The sequence below is a fragment of the Microbacterium memoriense genome (assembly GCF_025398275.1).
Classification (GTDB): Bacteria; Actinomycetota; Actinomycetes; order Actinomycetales; family Microbacteriaceae; genus Microbacterium; species Microbacterium memoriense.
This window is the reverse complement of the sequence record NZ_JAODOR010000005.1, coordinates 127,380-144,799: the sequence shown is the minus strand read 5'-3', so window position 1 is coordinate 144,799 and position 17,420 is coordinate 127,380. Positions and strand designations below refer to the sequence as shown.

The window sequence follows — 17,420 nt, the reverse complement described above, 5'->3', positions numbered from 1 at the left end:
GCGTAGGCGTGCCGTCGTGTCTCGACGTCGCGCGCGCCACCCGCGCCTATCGTGGAGGCATGTACACGCCCCGAGGTCTCACCACGCCGGCGGCGCTGGGCCTCGCGGCGCTCCTCCTCACCGGATGCGCGGGCACCCCGGCCCCGGAGACGTCGACATCGGGCACCGCCGAGGCGGTCGCGACGTCGCCCGCCGCGACCCCCCTGCCGACCATCAGCCCGTTCCCGATCGGTCCCTCCGAGTCGACGACCGCACTGCCGACCGATTGCGAGGCGATCCTCTCCGGCACGGTCCTGACCCAGCTCGACGGCGTACCGCTGAACGCCCCCGGCATGGGTGGCGGCATCCGCCCCGACAGCAGCCGCGTCTGCGTGTGGGGAGAGCCGGACGCGCTCGCCACCCGCCTCGTGACCGTGATCGGCTACTCCCCCGAACGCGAGGCTCTCGATGCCCTCTATGCGCTCGGCAACGACGGCTTCACCTGTTACGAGCCCACCGGCGGCGTGCGCTGCGAAAAGACCTGGACGAGCGACACCCTCGGGATCGAAGAAGGCCGGACGCTCTTCTACCGCGACGGCGTCATCGTCGACACGCAGTTCACGAACCTCGCGCCCGCGGGGTACACCAACGCGATCATCCGCTCCCTCTGGCCCACCGGCTGACCGCGCTCCTCACCGGCCGGCCTCTCGCCCCTCGCCCCTGGCGCCCTCACTCCGGCCAGAGCTGGGCGGCGACGTTGTCGGTGTAGCCGGCGGGATGCCAGGTGGTTTCGGACGTGGAGAGCCACAAGCCGCCGCCGGTCTCGATCGTCTCGGTGAGATCGCCGTCGGTGCGCGTGCACCGCGTGCGTTGCTCCCGCGCTTCGCACGCGAACCCCGACCCAGGCAGCGCGGATGCGGCGATCGCTCCGGCATCCGTGGCGACGGTGGCGAAGGTCGTCGCGACCGTGCCGGCATCGGCCTTCCAGGAGCACGTCAGCTGCACCTGCGGCTGGAGCGCGCTGACGAGCGCCGTGGCGGTGGTCGTCGGCGCATCTTTCGAGGGGGTCAGGACAGCGCCGTCCGAGAAGCGCAAGGACGCCCACAGTGCCTCGCCGTACAGCTGATCGCACTCGGCCGGAGTGCCGCCCTCGTTCCCTCCGAGGGGATCGGCGGCGACGGGTTGCTCGGTCGGCCGGTCGACGGTGGCACCGACCCACGAGACGGATGCGGGGAGCAACGGCAGCGCCAGGAACGCCAAAGCGCCGAGGGTCGCCGCGCATCCGATGCCGACCACCCACGCGATGAAGGCATTCCTGCCGCCGACTCGGGCCATGCCTCCACGCTACGTTGCCGCGACGCGCGAACCCGGCGGACACGGCGAAGGGCCCCGGGATCGTGAAATCCCGGGGCCCTTCGTATCACTGCGCTCAGTTATAGGTACCGGGCGTGAAGTCGTCCGTCGAGAAGCTGTCGAAGTCGACGTAGCTCAGGTCGGCGTCGCTGTACGCACCGTCCGAGGCGAAGATGCGGTTGGGGTACCGCTCGCTCTTGGCCTCGTCCGTCGCCTCGACCACAACGTTGCGATACTTCGCAAGGCCGGTGCCGGCGGGGATGAGCTTTCCGATGATGACGTTCTCCTTGAGGCCGACGAGCGGGTCGCTCTTGCCCTGCATGGCCGCTTCGGTGAGGACGCGGGTGGTCTCCTGGAAGGAGGCCGCCGACAGCCACGACTCGGTCGCGAGCGACGCCTTCGTGATACCCATCAGTTCCGGGCGACCCGACGCGGGGCGCTTGCCCTCGGCCACGGTCTCGCGGTTGATCTGCTGGTAGCGCTTGAAGTCGACGAGCTCACCGGGCAGCAGCTTCGTGTCAGCGTGGTCGACCACGGTGACCTTCCGCAGCATCTGGCGCACGATGACCTCGATGTGCTTGTCGTGAATCGGCACACCCTGCGAGCGGTACACGCCCTGGACACCGTTCACGAGGTACTTTTGCACCTCGCGGGCACCCATGACACGCATGACCTCCTTGGGGTCGAGCGTGCCGACCAGGATCGGCTGACCGACCGTGACCCGCTGGCCGTCCTCGACCAGGAGCGTCGCGCGCTTCAGGACGGGGTAGACGTGCGGCTCGTCCCCGTTGTCGGGCGTCAGGATGACCTTCTTGGCCTTGTCGGTCTCATCGATCGTGATGCGACCGTCGGCCTCGGCGATCGGGGAGGCACCCTTGGGGGTACGCGCCTCGAACAGCTCCTGCACACGCGGCAGACCCTGGGTGATGTCATCGGCGGAAGCCGAACCACCCGTGTGGAAGGTACGCATCGTGAGCTGCGTTCCGGGCTCACCGATCGACTGGGCCGCGATGATGCCGACGGCCTCTCCGATGTCGACGAGCTTGCCGGTCGCGAGCGAACGGCCGTAGCACTGCGCGCAGACGCCGACAGCCGACTCGCACGTGAGGACCGAGCGGACCTTGATCGACTCGACACCCGCCGCGACCAGCTTGTCGATGAGCACGTCACCCACGTCGTCACCGGCGTCGGCGATGACCTCACCCGAGGCCGTCACGACCTCGGCGGAGAGGGTACGGGCGAACACCGAGTTCTCGACGTTCGCGTCGCGTACCAGCGTGCCGGAGGCATCGACGGCCGCGATCGTGAACTCGAGGCCCTTGTTCGTACCGCAGTCGTCTTCGCGGATGATGACATCCTGCGAGACGTCCACGAGACGACGCGTGAGGTAACCCGAGTCAGCGGTACGCAGAGCCGTGTCGGCCAGACCCTTACGGGCACCGTGGGTCGCGGTGAAGTATTCCGCCACGCTCAAACCCTCGCGGTACGAGGAGATGATCGGACGGGGCATGATCTCGCCCTTGGTGTTGTTGACCAGGCCTCGGATACCGGCGATGTTCCGGATCTGCAGCCAGTTACCACGGGCGCCCGAGGTCACCATGCGGTTGATGTTGTTGTCGGCCGGGAAGTTGTCCCGCATCGCCTGCTGAACCTCGTCGGTCGCCTCGGTCCAGATCTTGATCTGCTCCTGGCGACGCTCGGCATCGGTCACGAGACCCTTGTCGAACTGGTTCTGCACCTTGGTGGCGAGCTTCTCGTACTTCGAGATGATCTCGCCCTTGTTCGGCGGCGTGAGGATGTCACTGAGCGCGACGGTCACTCCCGAACGGGTCGCCCAGTAGAAACCGGCATCCTTGATGCGGTCCAGCGACGCGGCGACCTCGACCTTGGGGTATTCCTCGGCGAGCTTGTTGACGATCTGCGACAGCTTGCCCTTGTCGGCCTGCTCGCGAACGAACGGGTAGCCCTTGGGGAGCGTGTCGTTGAAGATCGCCTGACCGAGCGATGCATCCAGCAGTCCGTGACGCTCGTAGTTCTCGGGCGCTTCGCCCTCGAGGAACGTCAGACCCGGAACGCGGATGCGGACCTTGGCCTGCAGGTCGAGGGTGCCCTCGTCCTTGGCCAGGATCGCCTCGCCGACCGAACCGAACACGCGCCCCTCGCCGGTAGCACCCTCGATGACCGTGGTCAGGTGGTGGAGACCGATGATCATGTCCTGCGAAGGCAGGGTGACCGGACGGCCGTCCGACGGCTTCAGGATGTTGTTCGACGCCAGCATGAGGATGCGGGCCTCGGCCTGAGCCTCGACCGACAGCGGCAGGTGGACAGCCATCTGGTCACCGTCGAAGTCGGCGTTGAACGCCGCGCAGACGAGCGGGTGCAGCTGGATGGCCTTGCCCTCGACGAGCTGAGGCTCGAAGGCCTGGATGCCCAGGCGGTGCAGGGTGGGCGCACGGTTGAGCAGCACGGGGCGCTCGCGGATGATCTCCTCGAGCACGTCCCAGACCTCGGGACGCGTGCGCTCGACGGCACGCTTGGCGGCCTTGATGTTCTGGCTGTGACCGAGGTCGATCAGGCGCTTGATCACGAACGGCTTGAAGAGCTCGAGCGCCATCTGCTTGGGCAGACCACACTGGTGCAGCTTCAGCTGGGGACCGACGATGATCACCGAACGGCCCGAGTAGTCGACGCGCTTTCCGAGCAGGTTCTGACGGAAACGTCCCTGCTTGCCCTTGAGCATGTCGCTCAGCGACTTGAGCGCGCGGTTACCGGTACCGGTGACGGGACGACCACGACGACCGTTGTCGAACAGGGCGTCGACGGCCTCCTGCAGCATCCGCTTCTCGTTGTTCACGATGATCTCGGGGGCACCGAGATCGATCAGACGACGGAGGCGGTTGTTGCGGTTGATCACGCGGCGATAGAGGTCGTTCAGGTCGCTCGTGGCGAAACGGCCACCGTCGAGCTGGACCATCGGACGCAGCTCCGGCGGGATGACCGGGACGACGTCCAGAACCATCGCGGCCGGGCTCATGCCGGTCTGCAGGAACGAGTTGACGACCTTCAGACGCTTGATCGCACGGATCTTGCGCTGGCCCTTGCCCTCGGAGATCTGCAGGTGCAGGTTCTCCGCTTCGGCGGCCAGGTCGAACGCCTGCAGGCGACGCTGGATCGACTCGGCGCCCATGTAGGCCTCGAAGTACTGACCGAACCGGTCCTGCAGCTCGTGGAAGACGTCGTCTTCCTGCTTGAGCTGACCGACCGAGAGGCCACGGAACTCGTCCCACATGCGCTCGAGCTTGGCGATCTGCTCGTCAGCACCCTTGCGGATGAGGGTCATGTCCTTCTCGGCGGCGTCCTTGACCTTCTTCTTCTGGTCGGCCTTGGCGCCTTCGGCCTCGAGAGCAGCGAGCTCCTCTTCCCACTTCTGCAACCGGGTCGCGATGCGGGCATCGCGACGATCGCCGAGGTTCTTGATCTCCAGACGCAGGTTGGTCTCGTGCGTGGGGAGGTCGCGGTGACGCGCATCCTCATCCACCGAGATCACCATGTAGGCGGCGAAGTAGATGACCTTCTCGAGGTCCTTCGGCGCCATGTCCAGCAGGTAGCCCAAGCGCGAGGGGACGCCCTTGAAGTACCAGATGTGGGTGACGGGTGCGGCGAGCTCGATGTGGCCCATGCGCTCACGACGGACGGAGCTCTTGGTGACCTCCACGCCGCAGCGCTCACAGACGATGCCCTTGAAGCGGACACGCTTGTACTTGCCGCAGGCGCACTCCCAGTCGCGGGAAGGGCCGAAGATCTGCTCGCCGAACAGACCGTCCTTCTCGGGCTTCAGGGTGCGGTAGTTGATGGTTTCGGGCTTCTTGACCTCGCCGTAGGACCAACGACGGATGTCGTCGGCCGTGGCCAGGCCAATGCGAAGCTGATCGAAGGTGTGTGACTCGAGCACTGGTTCTCCTGTGTCGGAATTCTCTTGAGGGGTGGCCGAGATCAGATCTCGTCGATGGACGAGGACTCGAAACGGCTGGAGATGTTGATGCCGAGCTCTTCCGCTGCGCGGAAGGCTTCATCGTCGGTGTCGCGGAGGTTGACCTCGGTACCGTCGGCCGAGAGCACCTCGACGTTCAGGCAGAGCGACTGCATCTCCTTCATGAGGACCTTGAAGGACTCGGGGATGCCGGGTTCCTGGATGTTCTCACCCTTGACGATGGCTTCGTAGACCTTCACGCGGCCGACGATGTCGTCGGATTTGATGGTCAGAAGCTCCTGGAGCGCATAGGCGGCACCATAGGCCTCGAGGGCCCACACTTCCATCTCACCGAAACGCTGGCCACCGAACTGCGCCTTACCACCCAGCGGTTGCTGCGTGATCATCGAGTACGGACCGGTGGAGCGCGCGTGGATCTTGTCGTCCACGAGGTGGTGCAGCTTCAGGATGTACATGTAGCCGACCGAGACGGGAGCCGGGAACGGATCTCCCGAGCGGCCGTCGAACAGGAGGGTCTTGCCCGACCCGTCGATCAGACGCTCACCGTCACGGTTGGGGCGGGTCGAGTTCAGGAGACCGACGATCTCGTCCTCGCGCGCACCGTCGAACACCGGCGTGGCGACCTTGGTTCCGGGCTCTGCCGCACGGGCATCCGCCGGAAGGTCCTCGGCCCACTTCGGCGAGCCGTCGACCTCCCAGCCCTGCTTCGCGATCCACCCGAGGTGGGTCTCCAGCACCTGGCCGAAGTTCATTCGACCCGGGATACCGAGCGGGTTCAGGACGATGTCGACCGGAGTGCCATCCGCGAGGAAGGGCATGTCCTCGACGGGGAGGATCTTCGCGATGACGCCCTTGTTGCCGTGACGACCGGCGAGCTTGTCACCCTCGGTGATCTTGCGCTTCTGGGCGATGTAGACCACGACGCGGCGGTTGACGCCCGAGCCGAGCTCGTCGTCGCCACCTTCAGCATCGAACTCCTTGACGGCGATGATCGTGCCCTGCTCACCGTGGGGCACCTTGAGCGAGGTGTCACGGACTTCACGGCTCTTCTCGTTGAAGATCGCGCGGAGCAGGCGCTCCTCGGCGCTGAGCTCGGTCTCACCCTTGGGCGTGACCTTGCCGACGAGGATGTCACCGGGACGAACCTCGGCACCGATGCGGACGATGCCGCGGTCGTCGAGATCCTTCAGCAGGTCGGGGCTGACGTTGGGGAGGTCACGGGTGATCTCCTCCTTGCCCAGCTTCGTGTCGCGAGCATCCACCTCGTATTCCTCGATGTGGATCGAGGAGAGCGTGTCGTTCTTGACGAGCTCCTGGCTGAGGATGATCGCATCCTCGAAGTTGTGACCTTCCCACGTCATGAACGCGACGAGGAGGTTCTTACCGATCGCCAGTTCGCCGTTCTCGGTCGCAGGACCGTCGGCGATGACCTCGCCGACCTCAACCCGCTCGCCCGCCGAAACGATGACGCGCTGGTTGTAGGAGTTGCCCTGGTTGGAGCGGTCGAACTTGCGGAGGAAGTAATCCTTCGTCCCACCCTCGTCGAGCTGCAGAGTGACGACATCGGCGGACACCTCGGTGACGACACCGGCCTTGTCGGCGGTGACGACGTCACCGGCGTCGATGGCCGCGAAGCCCTCCATGCCGGTACCGACGAGCGGCGAGTCACTGCGGAGCAGCGGCACAGCCTGACGCTGCATGTTGGCACCCATGAGGGCGCGGTTCGCGTCGTCGTGCTCGAGGAACGGGATCAAGGACGTACCGACCGACACCATCTGGCGCGGGGAGACGTCCATGTAGCCGATTTCCTCGGCGTGGAAGAGGTCGACCTCGCCACCGTCGCCGCGACGTGCGAGCACGCGGTCCTGAGCGAAGGAGCCGTCCTTCTTCAGCTCGGCGCCGGCCTGGGCGACGATGAACTCGTTCTCTTCGGAGGCCGTCAGGTAATCGATCGTGTCGGTGACCTTGCCGTCTTCGACGCGACGGTACGGGGTCTCGATGAACCCGAACGCGTTGATGCGGGCGAACGAGGCCAGCGAGCCGATCAGGCCGATGTTCGGGCCTTCCGGGGTCTCGATGGGGCACATGCGGCCGTAGTGCGACGGGTGGACGTCACGGACCTCGACACCGGCGCGCTCACGGGAGAGACCACCGGGTCCGAGCGCCGAGAGGCGACGCTTGTGGGTCAGACCCGCGAGCGGGTTGTTCTGGTCCATGAACTGCGACAGCTGCGACGTTCCGAAGAACTCCTTGATCGCGGCGACGACGGGGCGGACGTTGATCAGGGTCTGCGGCGTGATCGCCTCGATGTCCTGCGTGGTCATGCGCTCGCGGACGACGCGCTCCATCCGGGACAGACCCGTGCGGACCTGGTTCTGGATGAGCTCGCCGACGGCGCGGATGCGACGGTTGCCGAAGTTGTCGATGTCGTCGACCGACAGACGGATCTCGGCCGGCTTGCCGGCGCGGACGCCGGGGATCGTGACATCGCCGCGGTGGATCGCGACGAGGTACTTGATCGTCGCGACGATGTCCTCGACGGTCAGGACCGAGTCGCTCAGCGGCTTGTCGAGGCCCAGCTTCTGGTTGATCTTGTAACGACCGACCTTCGCGAGGTCGTAGCGCTTGGAGTTGAAGTAGAAGTTGTCCAGGAGCGCGCGGGCGGCCTCGGCGGCGACCTGCTCGCCCGGACGGAGCTTGCGGTAGATGTCGCGGAGCGCATCTTCCTTCGTGAGGATGGTGTCCTTGCTGAGGGTGTCCTCGATCGACTCGTAGCCGGCGAACTCGGCCAGGATGTCTTCGCTCGACAGGCCGAGAGCCTTCAAGAACACGGTCACCGACTGCTTGCGCTTGCGGTCGATGCGCACGCCGACCTGGTCGCGCTTGTCGATCTCGAACTCGAGCCACGCACCGCGGCTGGGGATGACACGCGCCGAGACGATGTCCTTGTCACTCGTCTTGTCGGGAGTCTTGTCGAAGTAGACACCGGGCGACCGGACGAGCTGGCTGACGACGACACGCTCGGTGCCGTTGATGATGAACGTGCCCTTGCCGGTCTGGAGCGGGAAGTCGCCCATGAAGACCGTCTGCGTCTTGATCTCACCCGTGAGGTGATTCATGAACTCGGCCTCGACGTACAGCGGGGCGGCGTACGTCTTGCCGCGCTCCTTGCACTCCTCGATCGAGTACTTCTCGGGCTCGAGGTACGGGTTGGTGAAGCTCAGCTGCATCGTCTCGCCGAGGTCTTCGATCGGAGAGATCTCCTCGAAGATCTCCTCCAGACCGCTCGTCGACGGCACGTCCGTGCGTCCGACGGCCGTCGCCTCGGCGACGCGGGCCTTCCAGCCCTCGTTTCCGACGAGCCAGTCGAAAGACTCCGTCTGCAGCGCGAGAAGGTCAGGGACCGTCAGCGTGTCAGAGATCTTGGCGAACGAGAGGCGCGAAGCACCTCGGCCGTTCTTAGGGGTGGTGGTGGAATTGGTTGCGTTGCGCGCAGCAGCCAAGGGGATTACCTCCATGAGCCCGGGCAGGGGCCGGTTCCTTGTCGTCAGGTGGAGTGCTCCCGATTCCCACTGCCTGTCGCACGCGCCGCCGGAGCGGGGGCTGCAGGCACAAGCCGACCACCATATGAGGGCATGGGGGAAGGGAGCGCAACTACCAACTATATGCCTCACGACTCGCCATGGCAAGCGGGATCCTTGACGCGTTTCGGATGCTGCGGTATAAACGCGCGCCGATGTCAGCGGGCGTGGCGGAACAGGATGCGGGATCCCGGGCGCGCCTGGGCCAGAAGATCCCGTGTCCGGTCGGTCACGACCGCGATCACGGGATAGCCACCGGTCACCGGGGCATCCGGCCCCAGGATCACCGGACGACCGTCGGGGGGAACCTGGACGGCGCCGGGCAGCATCCCCTCGCTCGGCAGTTCGCCCGTGCGAATGCGATCCAGAACCGGGCCGTCGAGGCGGATGCCGATGCGATCCGCGGCGTGGGAGACCGTCCAGGTCGCGTCGAAGAGCGCGGCGTGCGCCGCTGGAGTGAACCAGTCCGCCCGCGGGCCGGGGGCCAGGTCCACCGCGACCAGGGTGTCGTCCGGCGGGCCCCACGGGTGCACGGCCAGAGGTGGGATGCCGGCGCTCCCGGCATCGGCGAGCGTCAGCTCATCGCCCTCGGCCAGCGGCGCGGACCCGAGCCCGGCGAGCAGATCCGTCGCTCGAGACCCTGCCACGAGCGGGCCACCGAGGCCGCCGCGGATCGCGAGGTAGCCGCGCGCGCCATGAGTGAACCAATCGATCTCAAGTTCCGTACCCGCGGGCCAGGGCTGTGCGTCGTAGGGCCCCACCTCGCGGCCGGCGATGCGGATCGGGCCCCATGCGCCGGTGACGGCGACCCACAGATCTCGGCGCGCGCGCAACCGCAGGCCGCCCATCGTGATCTCGATCCCAGCGGCCGATTCGTCATTGCCGACAAGCCGGTTCGCCGTCCGCAGGGCGCCGCGGTCGGCGGCCCCCGACGCCGAGATACCCTCCGCCAGGTGACCAGGGCGACCCTCGTCTTGGCGTGTCGAAAGCAGGCCCGATGCCACCACATCGGCCGCGACGACCCGGTCAGGGTCGATCGAGCCTGCTTCCGACACATCACGCGGGAGCGCCGCGGCCGGGGACGTGGCAGCGACCGGCACGAACCGCACGCGGGAGCCCGGGGCGAGGAGGGCGGGTGGGGCGGCATCCGGATCGAACAGCGAGGCGCTCGTCGTCCCGATCAGCTGCCAGCCACCGGGAGTCGCCCGCGGATACGCCCCGGTGAACTCGCCGGCGAGGCCCACCGCGCCGGCCGGAAGCCGCGTACGCGGGCTCGAGCGTCGCGAAACTCGGAACGGCCACTCCGCGCTGACGAGATAGCCGAATCCCGGGGCGAATCCGGTGAAGGCGACGGTCCACTCGGCCGCGGAATGACGCCGGATCAGCTCGTCGACACTCAGCTCAAGGTCTTCGGCGACGGCGGCGAGATCTTCACCGTCGTAGACGATCGGCAGCAGCAAGATCTTCGGGTCGAGAGGAACCTCGGGCGCACCGGAGGTCCCGGCGATCCACGCCCGCACCACCGTCAGCGGCAGCACCGCCGGGTCGACGACCACGAGCACGGTACGTGCGGCCGGCACGAGATCGACGACCCCTTCGAGGCGCGACCCGGCGAGCCGTGCGTGCAAGGCGAGCACGTCCGCGAGGGAGTCGACCTCGGCCAGCACCGCGGCCTCACCGAAAGGCAGGACGCGCGGGCGTTCGGGTGGATGTCGATGTTCCGGCAACAGGAGATTTCCTTCCCCGGGTGGCGAAAGGGCCTCTTCTCCGCGCTCGCGCGCAAAATCTCCTGTCACCGGTTCACCACGGCGCCCGCACCGTCACCCCGGCGGCATCGAGCGCGGCGCGGACAGCGCGGGCCATCGCGACGGCGCCCGGCGAGTCGCCGTGGAGGCACAGCGAGACGGCGTCGACGGTCACGGGCTCTCCCGCCACGGACACCACGGTCCGCTCGGTCACGAGGCCGACCGCTCGGGCGGCAACCTCGGCGGGGTCATCCAGCAGCGCCCCGACGTGACCCCTCGGCACGAGGGAGCCGTCCGGAAGGTAACCGCGGTCGAGGAAGGCCTCACCGTGGAACGGCAACCCGGCATCCGCCGCCGCGCGCGCGATCGCTCCGTGCATCCCGAGAAGGGGAACGGCCCGACCGAGCTCCGCCGACAGGTCCGCCGTGGCGGCGGCGACAGCCCGCGCTTCCGCGCAATCGCTCCGAATCGAGTGGTAAAGCGCCCCGTGCGGTTTGACGTAGCGGATGTCCGCCCCGGCATCACGGAGTGCTCGCAGCTGGGCGGAGATCTCCGCGCGGAGCTCGTCCGCCGGCATCCGCACTCGAGTGCGGCCGAAACCGGCACGATCGGGATAGGCGGGATGGGCGCCGACAGTCACACGGTGCCGCGCCGCGAGGGCCACGGCATCCCGCATCGACCCGGCATCGCCGGCGTGCCCCCCGCACGCGATCGACGCGCTCGAGATCACCGCGAACATCGCCGGGTCATCGGCCGTCGGCACCCCATCGACGGTTTCGCCGAGGTCTGCGTTGAGGTCGATCGTTGCCATGGGCCCACGCTACCGGCGGGCCGCGCAGGGAGGCCGCCGGTAGCGTGGGGACATGGCCAGAGCGCACGTCGAAGAATCCGGCGCCTCCGTGCGCCTGTCCGACGGGACGATCGCGCGGGTGGTCCCCAGCCGATTCGCGGGCGGTTTCGAGCTCGATGTCGACGGCACGCCGCAGTCGCACGTCGATCTCGACGATCCCACGCACCTGCATTTCGAGTACATCGCGCGGATGGGCGCGGTCATCGATCGCCTTCGGATGCCGGGCCAGCCGATCACGGCCATCCACCTCGGTGGGGGCGCGCTGACCCTCCCCCGTTATGTCGAACAGACGCGGCCGGGGTCACGTCAACAGGTGATCGAGTTGGAACAGCCCCTCGTCGACCTCGTCCGCGAGCAGTTGCCGCTCCCGCGCGGAGCGCAGATCCGCGTGCGCATCGGCGATGCCCGCGATGTCGCCGGCCGCCTTCCGGCGGGCTTGCAGGGTGCGGCCGACCTGGTGATCTCGGACGTGTTCGCCGGCGCGCAGACCCCGGCACACCTCACGACGATCGAGTATTACCGCACCGTCGCGGCGCTGCTGGCCGCCGACGGCGTGCTGCTCGTCAACGTCGCCGACGGCGCCGGACTCGCGTTCGCGCGTCGCCAGGTCGCGACGGTGCGCGCCGTGCTGGCCGAAGTGATCGTGCTCGCCGAAGTGCAGACGCTCAAGGGTCGCCGGTTCGGCAACCTCGTCATCGCCGCGTCGGCCGCACCCCTGCCCACCGAGTGGCTGCCGCGCCTGATGGCGGCCGGCCCCCACCCGGCAAAGGTCGCCCAGGGTACGGAGCTCGACGAGTTCGTGCGCGGATCGGTTCCGGCGACGGATGCCGATGCCACGGCATCGCCGAAACCTGCGGCATCCGTTTTCGAACGCTGAGTCGGCCCACGCGGCGTGCCCTCAGGAGATCCCGCCCGGGCCGGGTGAGACTGTACGGACGCGTCGGAAGGAGCAGCAGTGAGCTACATCAAGGGATACGATCCGGAGACTCTGCGCGAGCTCGTCGATGCCCGCCAGTGCGCCGAGCGGCTGAGCGAACTGGGCGACCAGCGCAGTCTCGCCGCCCTGCTGGAGCGGGTCTGGCTCCTCAAGGTGCTGGGTCGCCTGGATGAGGCACTCGTGATCTCGGAGCAGTCCGTCCGCGTCGCACGCATGGGCGGCACGCGGAAGGACCTGTTGCGCGCCCGCATTCTGCACGCATCCGTACAGCAGCAGCGGGGCGCCTACGCCGCCGCCACGCAGGAACTCACCACGTGCGCCGAAGAAGCCGAGGGGCAGGGATGGTCGGCGCTCGCGGCCTTCGCTTATCAGCATCGCGGCAAGGTGAGCTACGACGTCGGCGACTACACCGATGCACGCGCCGACTTCAAGAAGGAACTGTTCCTGCGGCAAGAGGCCGGAGCTCCCGACGACCAGCTCGCGTCGACCCTGATGGCGATCGAAGCGACAGAGCATCGACGCGCGGCGACCTTCGTCGCCAGCTGAGTGTCGTACATTCGTTCTAGTCTGTGCGGCATGACCGAATCCCTGCATCATGTCTGATCTGCCGGCCGTCCGCCGCGAGGCGGAAACACTCATCGCGGCGCACCTCGACGCGTCGTGGTCATTCGCGTTCGACAATGCGAAGCGCCGTGCCGGCGCCTGCGACTACACCCGGAAGCGGATCACCGTCTCGCGGTACCTCTCCGCGCGATACGACGACGAGACCAACCGGCAAACGCTCCTGCACGAGGTCGCCCATGCCCTCGCCGGCGCACGCGCGGGTCACGGGGCAGCGTGGAAACGCGTCGCGCGGTCGCTCGGCTACACCGGGGGAACCACTCATCGCGGCGAGACCGCGATCGAGCTCGCGCCCTGGGTCGGCGTGTGCCCGGCCGGCCACACGGCCTACCGACACCGGAAGGCGACACGACCGACATCGTGCGCACGGTGTTCGCGGTCGTTCGATGAACGGTTCTTGTTCGCGTGGACCCGGCGGGAGATCTCCCCGGCCACCCGCCTCGCGGCGATGACCCCGCGCTGAGCGTTCAGTAGGCGACGAACACGCCGTCCCGCAGGACCGGGACGGCGTCGAGGTCATCGAGCACGGATGCCGCGAGCACCTCGTCGCGCCGATCGAGGTCGATGAGCTCCTGGCCGGACCCGCTCGCCGCGAGCAGGTGGCGCAGCGCCGGGCGGAGCCCGCGGAACGCCTCGCCGGTCGCGGCTGCTTCGGGCGAGGTGTGGTCGATGCCGAGCACTCCCAGCGCGTCGACGATCGCGCCCGCCCCGAGCTGATCCTCGACGGCGAAGCGCACGGGGCCGTCCCGTCCCTCGCGCTCACCGGCGGCGATCACCGCGATCGATGTGCGCGCGCCGCGGTCGTGCTGATGCGCCAGCACGGCACGGGCGACGGCGCCGGCATTGCGAACGCATCCGAGCAGGATGAGCGCGTCTGCGGCATGCGCGGCGACGACGGCGCCGTTCACCGACACCGCGTGGGCGGCTTCATCGAGAGCGACGGACTCGCCTGCCGCGACACGGCCGACGACCGTGGAGGAGAAGCGAAGCACATCCACGACCACGACGACATCCGCCGGGGCGAGGCGGGCGAGACCCTCCGTGCCCCACTCGAAGCGGACCTGATAGCGCGACTGGTCGAACGGGGAAGCCATCCCTCCAGGCTAAAGCCCTGCCTCCACCCGCCGACGCCGGGCCGGCCCTGTGCGCGTGCCCCGCGCACACCCGTCCCGCACGCACCGGATTCGGATGGATGCCGCAGAATCGGGCGCGGAGTCAGGCAGGCATCCGAATCCGGCGACATTGTCCGATTCTGGCGACAGCACCCAGACCCGACCCGCAGCCGATCCCCCGGGTGCCGCGCGGGCGCGTCAGGTGCGGGCGTCGATCACCGGGGTAAGGGCGAGCACCAGGCCGAGGACGTTGCGGGCGCCGCGCTGCAGCTCCCCGAGCGTGAGTCCATCGGGCCGAGCGAGGGACTGCGCGATCGAATCGTCCGCGTACGACTGCGGACCGGCATCCGTCTTCACCCCACCCGGCATGAGCACGTCGACCTGCGCACGCACGCGATAGGCGCTGTTCTCGAGCGCGGGGAAGAGCGGATCGACCGCCTCCTCCATCCACCAGTCGGTCATGACGCATCCGGTGTAGCCCCACTCGCCACGGAGGATCGTCGTGACCAGGTCGTGGTGATAGTGCGCCCACACCCCGTTGATCTGGTTGTACGACATCATGATCGCGAGCGGCTGGGCTTCGCGCACGCAGATCTCGAAGCCGCGGAGGTAGATCTCACGGAGGGCTCGCTCGGAGACGCGCGAATCGTTGCGCGTGCGGTTGGTCTCCTGGTTGTTGGCCGCGAAGTGCTTGGGGCAGGCGGCGACGCCCTGAGACTGGATGCCCTGGACGACAGCGGCGGCCGTCCATCCGGTGACGAGCGGGTCCTCGGAGAAGTACTCGAAGTTGCGGCCGCACAGCGGGTCACGGTGGATGTTCATGCCGGGGCTCAGGAGCACATCGGAGCCCTTGCGGATCATCTCCTGCGCGTGCAGAGCCGTCAGTTCGCGCACGAGCACCGGGTTCCACGTCGATGCGAGCGCCGTCCCCGACGGCAACAGTGACGCATAGGCCGACAGGCGGATGCCGCTCGGACCATCGGTCGTCGTGACGGGCCGCACGCCCTTCGCGCGCAGGGACTCCGAGACCCCGCCGAGGACACCGGCGTTGCCGGCCGCGCCGAGCGGCGAGTGCATCGTGATGTCACCGCGCGCGATGTCAGCGAGCTCTGCGGCCGTCAGCTGCGCGACGAACTCGTCGAGCGTGGCCTCGCCCGCCGCAACCGCGTCGAGCGTCAGCGGTGCGGCCGGAACGGGAAGAGCCGCCGGCAGCTGCTGGAGGATCCGTTCGCGCAAGTCGACCGTCGCCGTCGGCACGGGTGCCGTGGCAACGCGCGCCGTGCCGTCGGTGTCCCGAGTGAGCGTCATCCGCTCGAAGGGGAGTACCGGGGCCGCGGCCTCGGTGACCTGACGGACGACGCGCACGTCCGGGATCGTCACGGTCGTTTCGGCGGTCGCGCTGCGGACATCCGTCCCGACGAAGAACGCGTAGTCACCCGCCTCGAGCACCCACGCACTGCGGTGGCCCGTCGCGCCCGCATCGTCGTACGACGCGAGGTCATCCATCGCGATCGACACCTGCACCCGCTCGGACTCGCCGGGCTGCAGCACGGCGGTCTTGCGATAGGCCGCAAGTCGTCGAGAAGGCTGGCTCAGCATGACGCCCGGCGCGGCGACGTAGACCTGCACGGTCTCCGCTCCCGCTCGGGTTCCGGCGTTGCGCACATCGATGGTCAAGCGCAGGATGCCGTCGACCTCGTGCGCCTGCGTCGTCAGCGCGAACGTCGTGTACCCGAGGCCAAAGCCGAATGGGAAGAGCACCCGCTCCGGGGCGAAGGTTTCGAAGTAGCGGTAACCGACGAAGATGTCCTCGACGTACGTGTTCGCGTCGGGGTCGCCGAAGTTGGCGGCACTCGGGTAATCGGCATAGCTGCGGGCGATCGTGTCGGTGAGCTTGCCGCTGGCGGGGGTTTCGCCCGAGAGGACGGCGGCGACGGCGCGAGCGCCTTCCATCCCGCCCTGCCAGGCCGCGAGAAGTCCCGTGATCCGGTCGCCGTAGTCCGCGAGCCAGGAGAGATCCATGACGTTGCCGACGTCGAGAACCACGACCGTGCGGGCGAAGGCGGCGGTGACGGCATCGAGCAGGGTCCGCTCTTCCTCGGCGAGGTAATAGCTCCCCGGCTCCAGAATGCTCTCTCGCGCTTCCCCGGCAGCCCGACCGATGACGACCACGGCGGTGTCGGCACGCGTCGCGGCGGATGCGGCGACCGCGGGGTCGAGGGGCATCTCGGGGAAGTGATGGGGCCACTGGCCCCAGGTACCGGTGAGCTCCGCCGGATTCTCGGCGCACCAGGCCGCATAGAGATCAGCGACCTCACTGTCGACGGTGACGCCGGCATCCCGCAGCCCCGCCACGAGGTTCCAGACATAGGGCACCTTGACGTCGCCGCCCGACCCGTAGCCGACGGCGAACCAATCCAGTTGCGTGCGCCCGAACACCGCAACCGTGCGCCCATCCAATGGAAGGACGGCATCGTCGTTGCGGAGGAGCACGATTCCTTCGGCCGCGGCCTGCCGCGCCAGGCGGCCGAGCGCCGGGTCAAGAGTCGGATCCGTGTCTTCCAGAATGGTCGACAGCTGGGCGACCGACTCGATCGCGGTGGCGCCGTGAGAACGGTCGCCGGATTCGATGGCGGGGGTGAGCGGCACTGGTCTTCCTTCGAACGGGCTCCTAATGAGGCCTGGGAGCGCTCCCACATTACCGGATGCCGAGCCGCAAGGTGTCAGACTGCAGTATGCGGATTCTGTTGAAGCTCGTCTTGGACTGTGACGCCGATGCCGCCTGGCGCGCCCTCCACTCCCCCCGCGCGATCGCGGAGCTGTACGGACCGCTCATGATGATGGAACCCATGTCGCCCAGCGGCCTGCCGTCCTCCCTCACGCCGGGGATGGACGTGCCGGTGACGCTCACGCTCGCCGGCGTCGTGCCCCTCGGGCAACAACTGATCCACGTCAGCGAAGAACACACCCACGACGCCGACGGACCCGTGCGTATCTTCCGCGACAGCGGCATCCCCCTCACCGGACCGCTCTCGTCGCTCGACGTCTGGGATCACCAGATGGCGGTCTCACCCCTGCCCGGCGACGAGACGAAGACGCTCTGGCGCGATCGCCTCGTGATCGACGGGCCGATCGCGCCGGCGCTCTGGCCCGTGCTCTGGGCGACGTGGCAGTGGCGCGGGGCGCGCCTCCGGGCCCTCGCACCCACCTGGGCACACGACCCGGAGCCCCCGCTCGCGGGCTGACGCGCG

At 68.1% G+C, this 17,420-nt stretch carries 12 protein-coding genes; 5 read left to right on the top strand and 7 right to left on the bottom strand.

Annotation, left to right across the window (positions count from 1 at the left end; translation table 11 throughout):
• Positions 1-59: 59 nt before the first annotated feature.
• A complete protein-coding gene (locus tag N4R40_RS05415; protein ID WP_261606351.1) occupies positions 60-662 on the top strand; it encodes a hypothetical protein in 603 nt (200 codons plus the stop codon).
• 46 nt (positions 663-708) lie between these two features.
• On the opposite strand, the gene N4R40_RS05410 is transcribed toward N4R40_RS05415, so the two are convergent.
• The 5 genes from N4R40_RS05410 to pxpA all read right to left on the bottom strand — a co-directional run bounded on the left by N4R40_RS05410 (position 709) and on the right by pxpA (position 11,460).
• The gene (locus N4R40_RS05410; protein WP_261606350.1) at positions 709-1,314 is read right to left on the bottom strand and encodes a hypothetical protein; all 606 of its coding nucleotides are present in this window, start codon (positions 1,312-1,314) and stop codon (positions 709-711) included.
• A gap of 94 nt (positions 1,315-1,408) precedes the next feature.
• On the bottom strand, positions 1,409-5,284 hold the full coding sequence (gene rpoC / locus N4R40_RS05405) for a DNA-directed RNA polymerase subunit beta' (protein WP_261606349.1): 3,876 nt from the start codon (positions 5,282-5,284) through the stop codon (positions 1,409-1,411).
• A gap of 41 nt (positions 5,285-5,325) precedes the next feature.
• Positions 5,326-8,826 (bottom strand): DNA-directed RNA polymerase subunit beta, encoded by a 3,501-nt coding sequence (gene rpoB, locus N4R40_RS05400; RefSeq protein WP_261606348.1) that lies wholly within the window; start codon positions 8,824-8,826, stop codon positions 5,326-5,328.
• A 236-nt stretch (positions 8,827-9,062) separates the two neighbouring features.
• Complete coding sequence (locus N4R40_RS05395) at positions 9,063-10,631, bottom strand: 5-oxoprolinase subunit B/C family protein (protein ID WP_261606347.1); 1,569 nt, start codon at positions 10,629-10,631, stop codon at positions 9,063-9,065.
• A gap of 73 nt (positions 10,632-10,704) precedes the next feature.
• Positions 10,705-11,460 carry a 5-oxoprolinase subunit PxpA gene (gene pxpA, locus N4R40_RS05390; RefSeq protein WP_261606346.1) on the bottom strand — a complete coding sequence of 252 codons (756 nt, stop codon included), beginning with the start codon at positions 11,458-11,460 and terminating at the stop codon, positions 10,705-10,707.
• Positions 11,461-11,512: 52 nt separating this feature from the next.
• Between pxpA and N4R40_RS05385 the strand changes: the two genes are divergently transcribed.
• From N4R40_RS05385 to N4R40_RS05375, 3 genes are all read left to right on the top strand, one after another.
• Entirely contained in the window at positions 11,513-12,376 is an 864-nt protein-coding gene (locus tag N4R40_RS05385) for a spermidine synthase (RefSeq protein WP_261606345.1), read from the top strand.
• 78 nt (positions 12,377-12,454) lie between these two features.
• Positions 12,455-12,982, top strand: coding sequence for a hypothetical protein (locus N4R40_RS05380; protein ID WP_261606344.1), 528 nt, complete (start codon positions 12,455-12,457; stop codon positions 12,980-12,982).
• A 49-nt stretch (positions 12,983-13,031) separates the two neighbouring features.
• A complete protein-coding gene (locus N4R40_RS05375; RefSeq protein WP_261606343.1) occupies positions 13,032-13,520 on the top strand; it encodes a SprT-like domain-containing protein in 489 nt (162 codons plus the stop codon).
• 4 nt (positions 13,521-13,524) lie between these two features.
• On the opposite strand, the gene N4R40_RS05370 is transcribed toward N4R40_RS05375, so the two are convergent.
• Together N4R40_RS05370 and N4R40_RS05365 are read right to left on the bottom strand one after the other, a co-directional pair.
• Positions 13,525-14,151 carry a 2-phosphosulfolactate phosphatase gene (locus tag N4R40_RS05370; RefSeq protein WP_261606342.1) on the bottom strand — a complete coding sequence of 209 codons (627 nt, stop codon included), beginning with the start codon at positions 14,149-14,151 and terminating at the stop codon, positions 13,525-13,527.
• A gap of 216 nt (positions 14,152-14,367) precedes the next feature.
• Positions 14,368-16,818: a beta-glucosidase gene (locus N4R40_RS05365; RefSeq protein WP_261606341.1), complete on the bottom strand. Its 2,451-nt coding sequence runs from the start codon at positions 16,816-16,818 to the stop codon at positions 14,368-14,370.
• An 86-nt stretch (positions 16,819-16,904) separates the two neighbouring features.
• Here N4R40_RS05365 and N4R40_RS05360 point away from each other — a divergent pair, with 86 nt between their 5' ends.
• Positions 16,905-17,414 carry a hypothetical protein gene (locus N4R40_RS05360; RefSeq protein WP_261606340.1) on the top strand — a complete coding sequence of 170 codons (510 nt, stop codon included), beginning with the start codon at positions 16,905-16,907 and terminating at the stop codon, positions 17,412-17,414.
• Positions 17,415-17,420 lie beyond the last annotated feature (6 nt).

Excerpts from the sequence above, each read along its gene's own strand:
- N4R40_RS05415 (WP_261606351.1), top strand. The coding sequence starts at position 60 with ATGTACACGCCCCGAGGTCTCACCACGCCGGCGGCGCTGGGCCTCGCG.
- N4R40_RS05360 (WP_261606340.1), top strand. The coding sequence starts at position 16,905 with ATGCGGATTCTGTTGAAGCTCGTCTTGGACTGTGACGCCGATGCCGCC.
- N4R40_RS05370 (WP_261606342.1), bottom strand. The coding sequence starts at position 14,151 with ATGGCTTCCCCGTTCGACCAGTCGCGCTATCAGGTCCGCTTCGAGTGG.
- N4R40_RS05375 (WP_261606343.1), top strand. The coding sequence starts at position 13,032 with ATGTCTGATCTGCCGGCCGTCCGCCGCGAGGCGGAAACACTCATCGCG.
- N4R40_RS05410 (WP_261606350.1), bottom strand. The coding sequence starts at position 1,314 with ATGGCCCGAGTCGGCGGCAGGAATGCCTTCATCGCGTGGGTGGTCGGC.
- N4R40_RS05385 (WP_261606345.1), top strand. The coding sequence starts at position 11,513 with ATGGCCAGAGCGCACGTCGAAGAATCCGGCGCCTCCGTGCGCCTGTCC.
- pxpA (WP_261606346.1), bottom strand. The coding sequence starts at position 11,460 with ATGGCAACGATCGACCTCAACGCAGACCTCGGCGAAACCGTCGATGGG.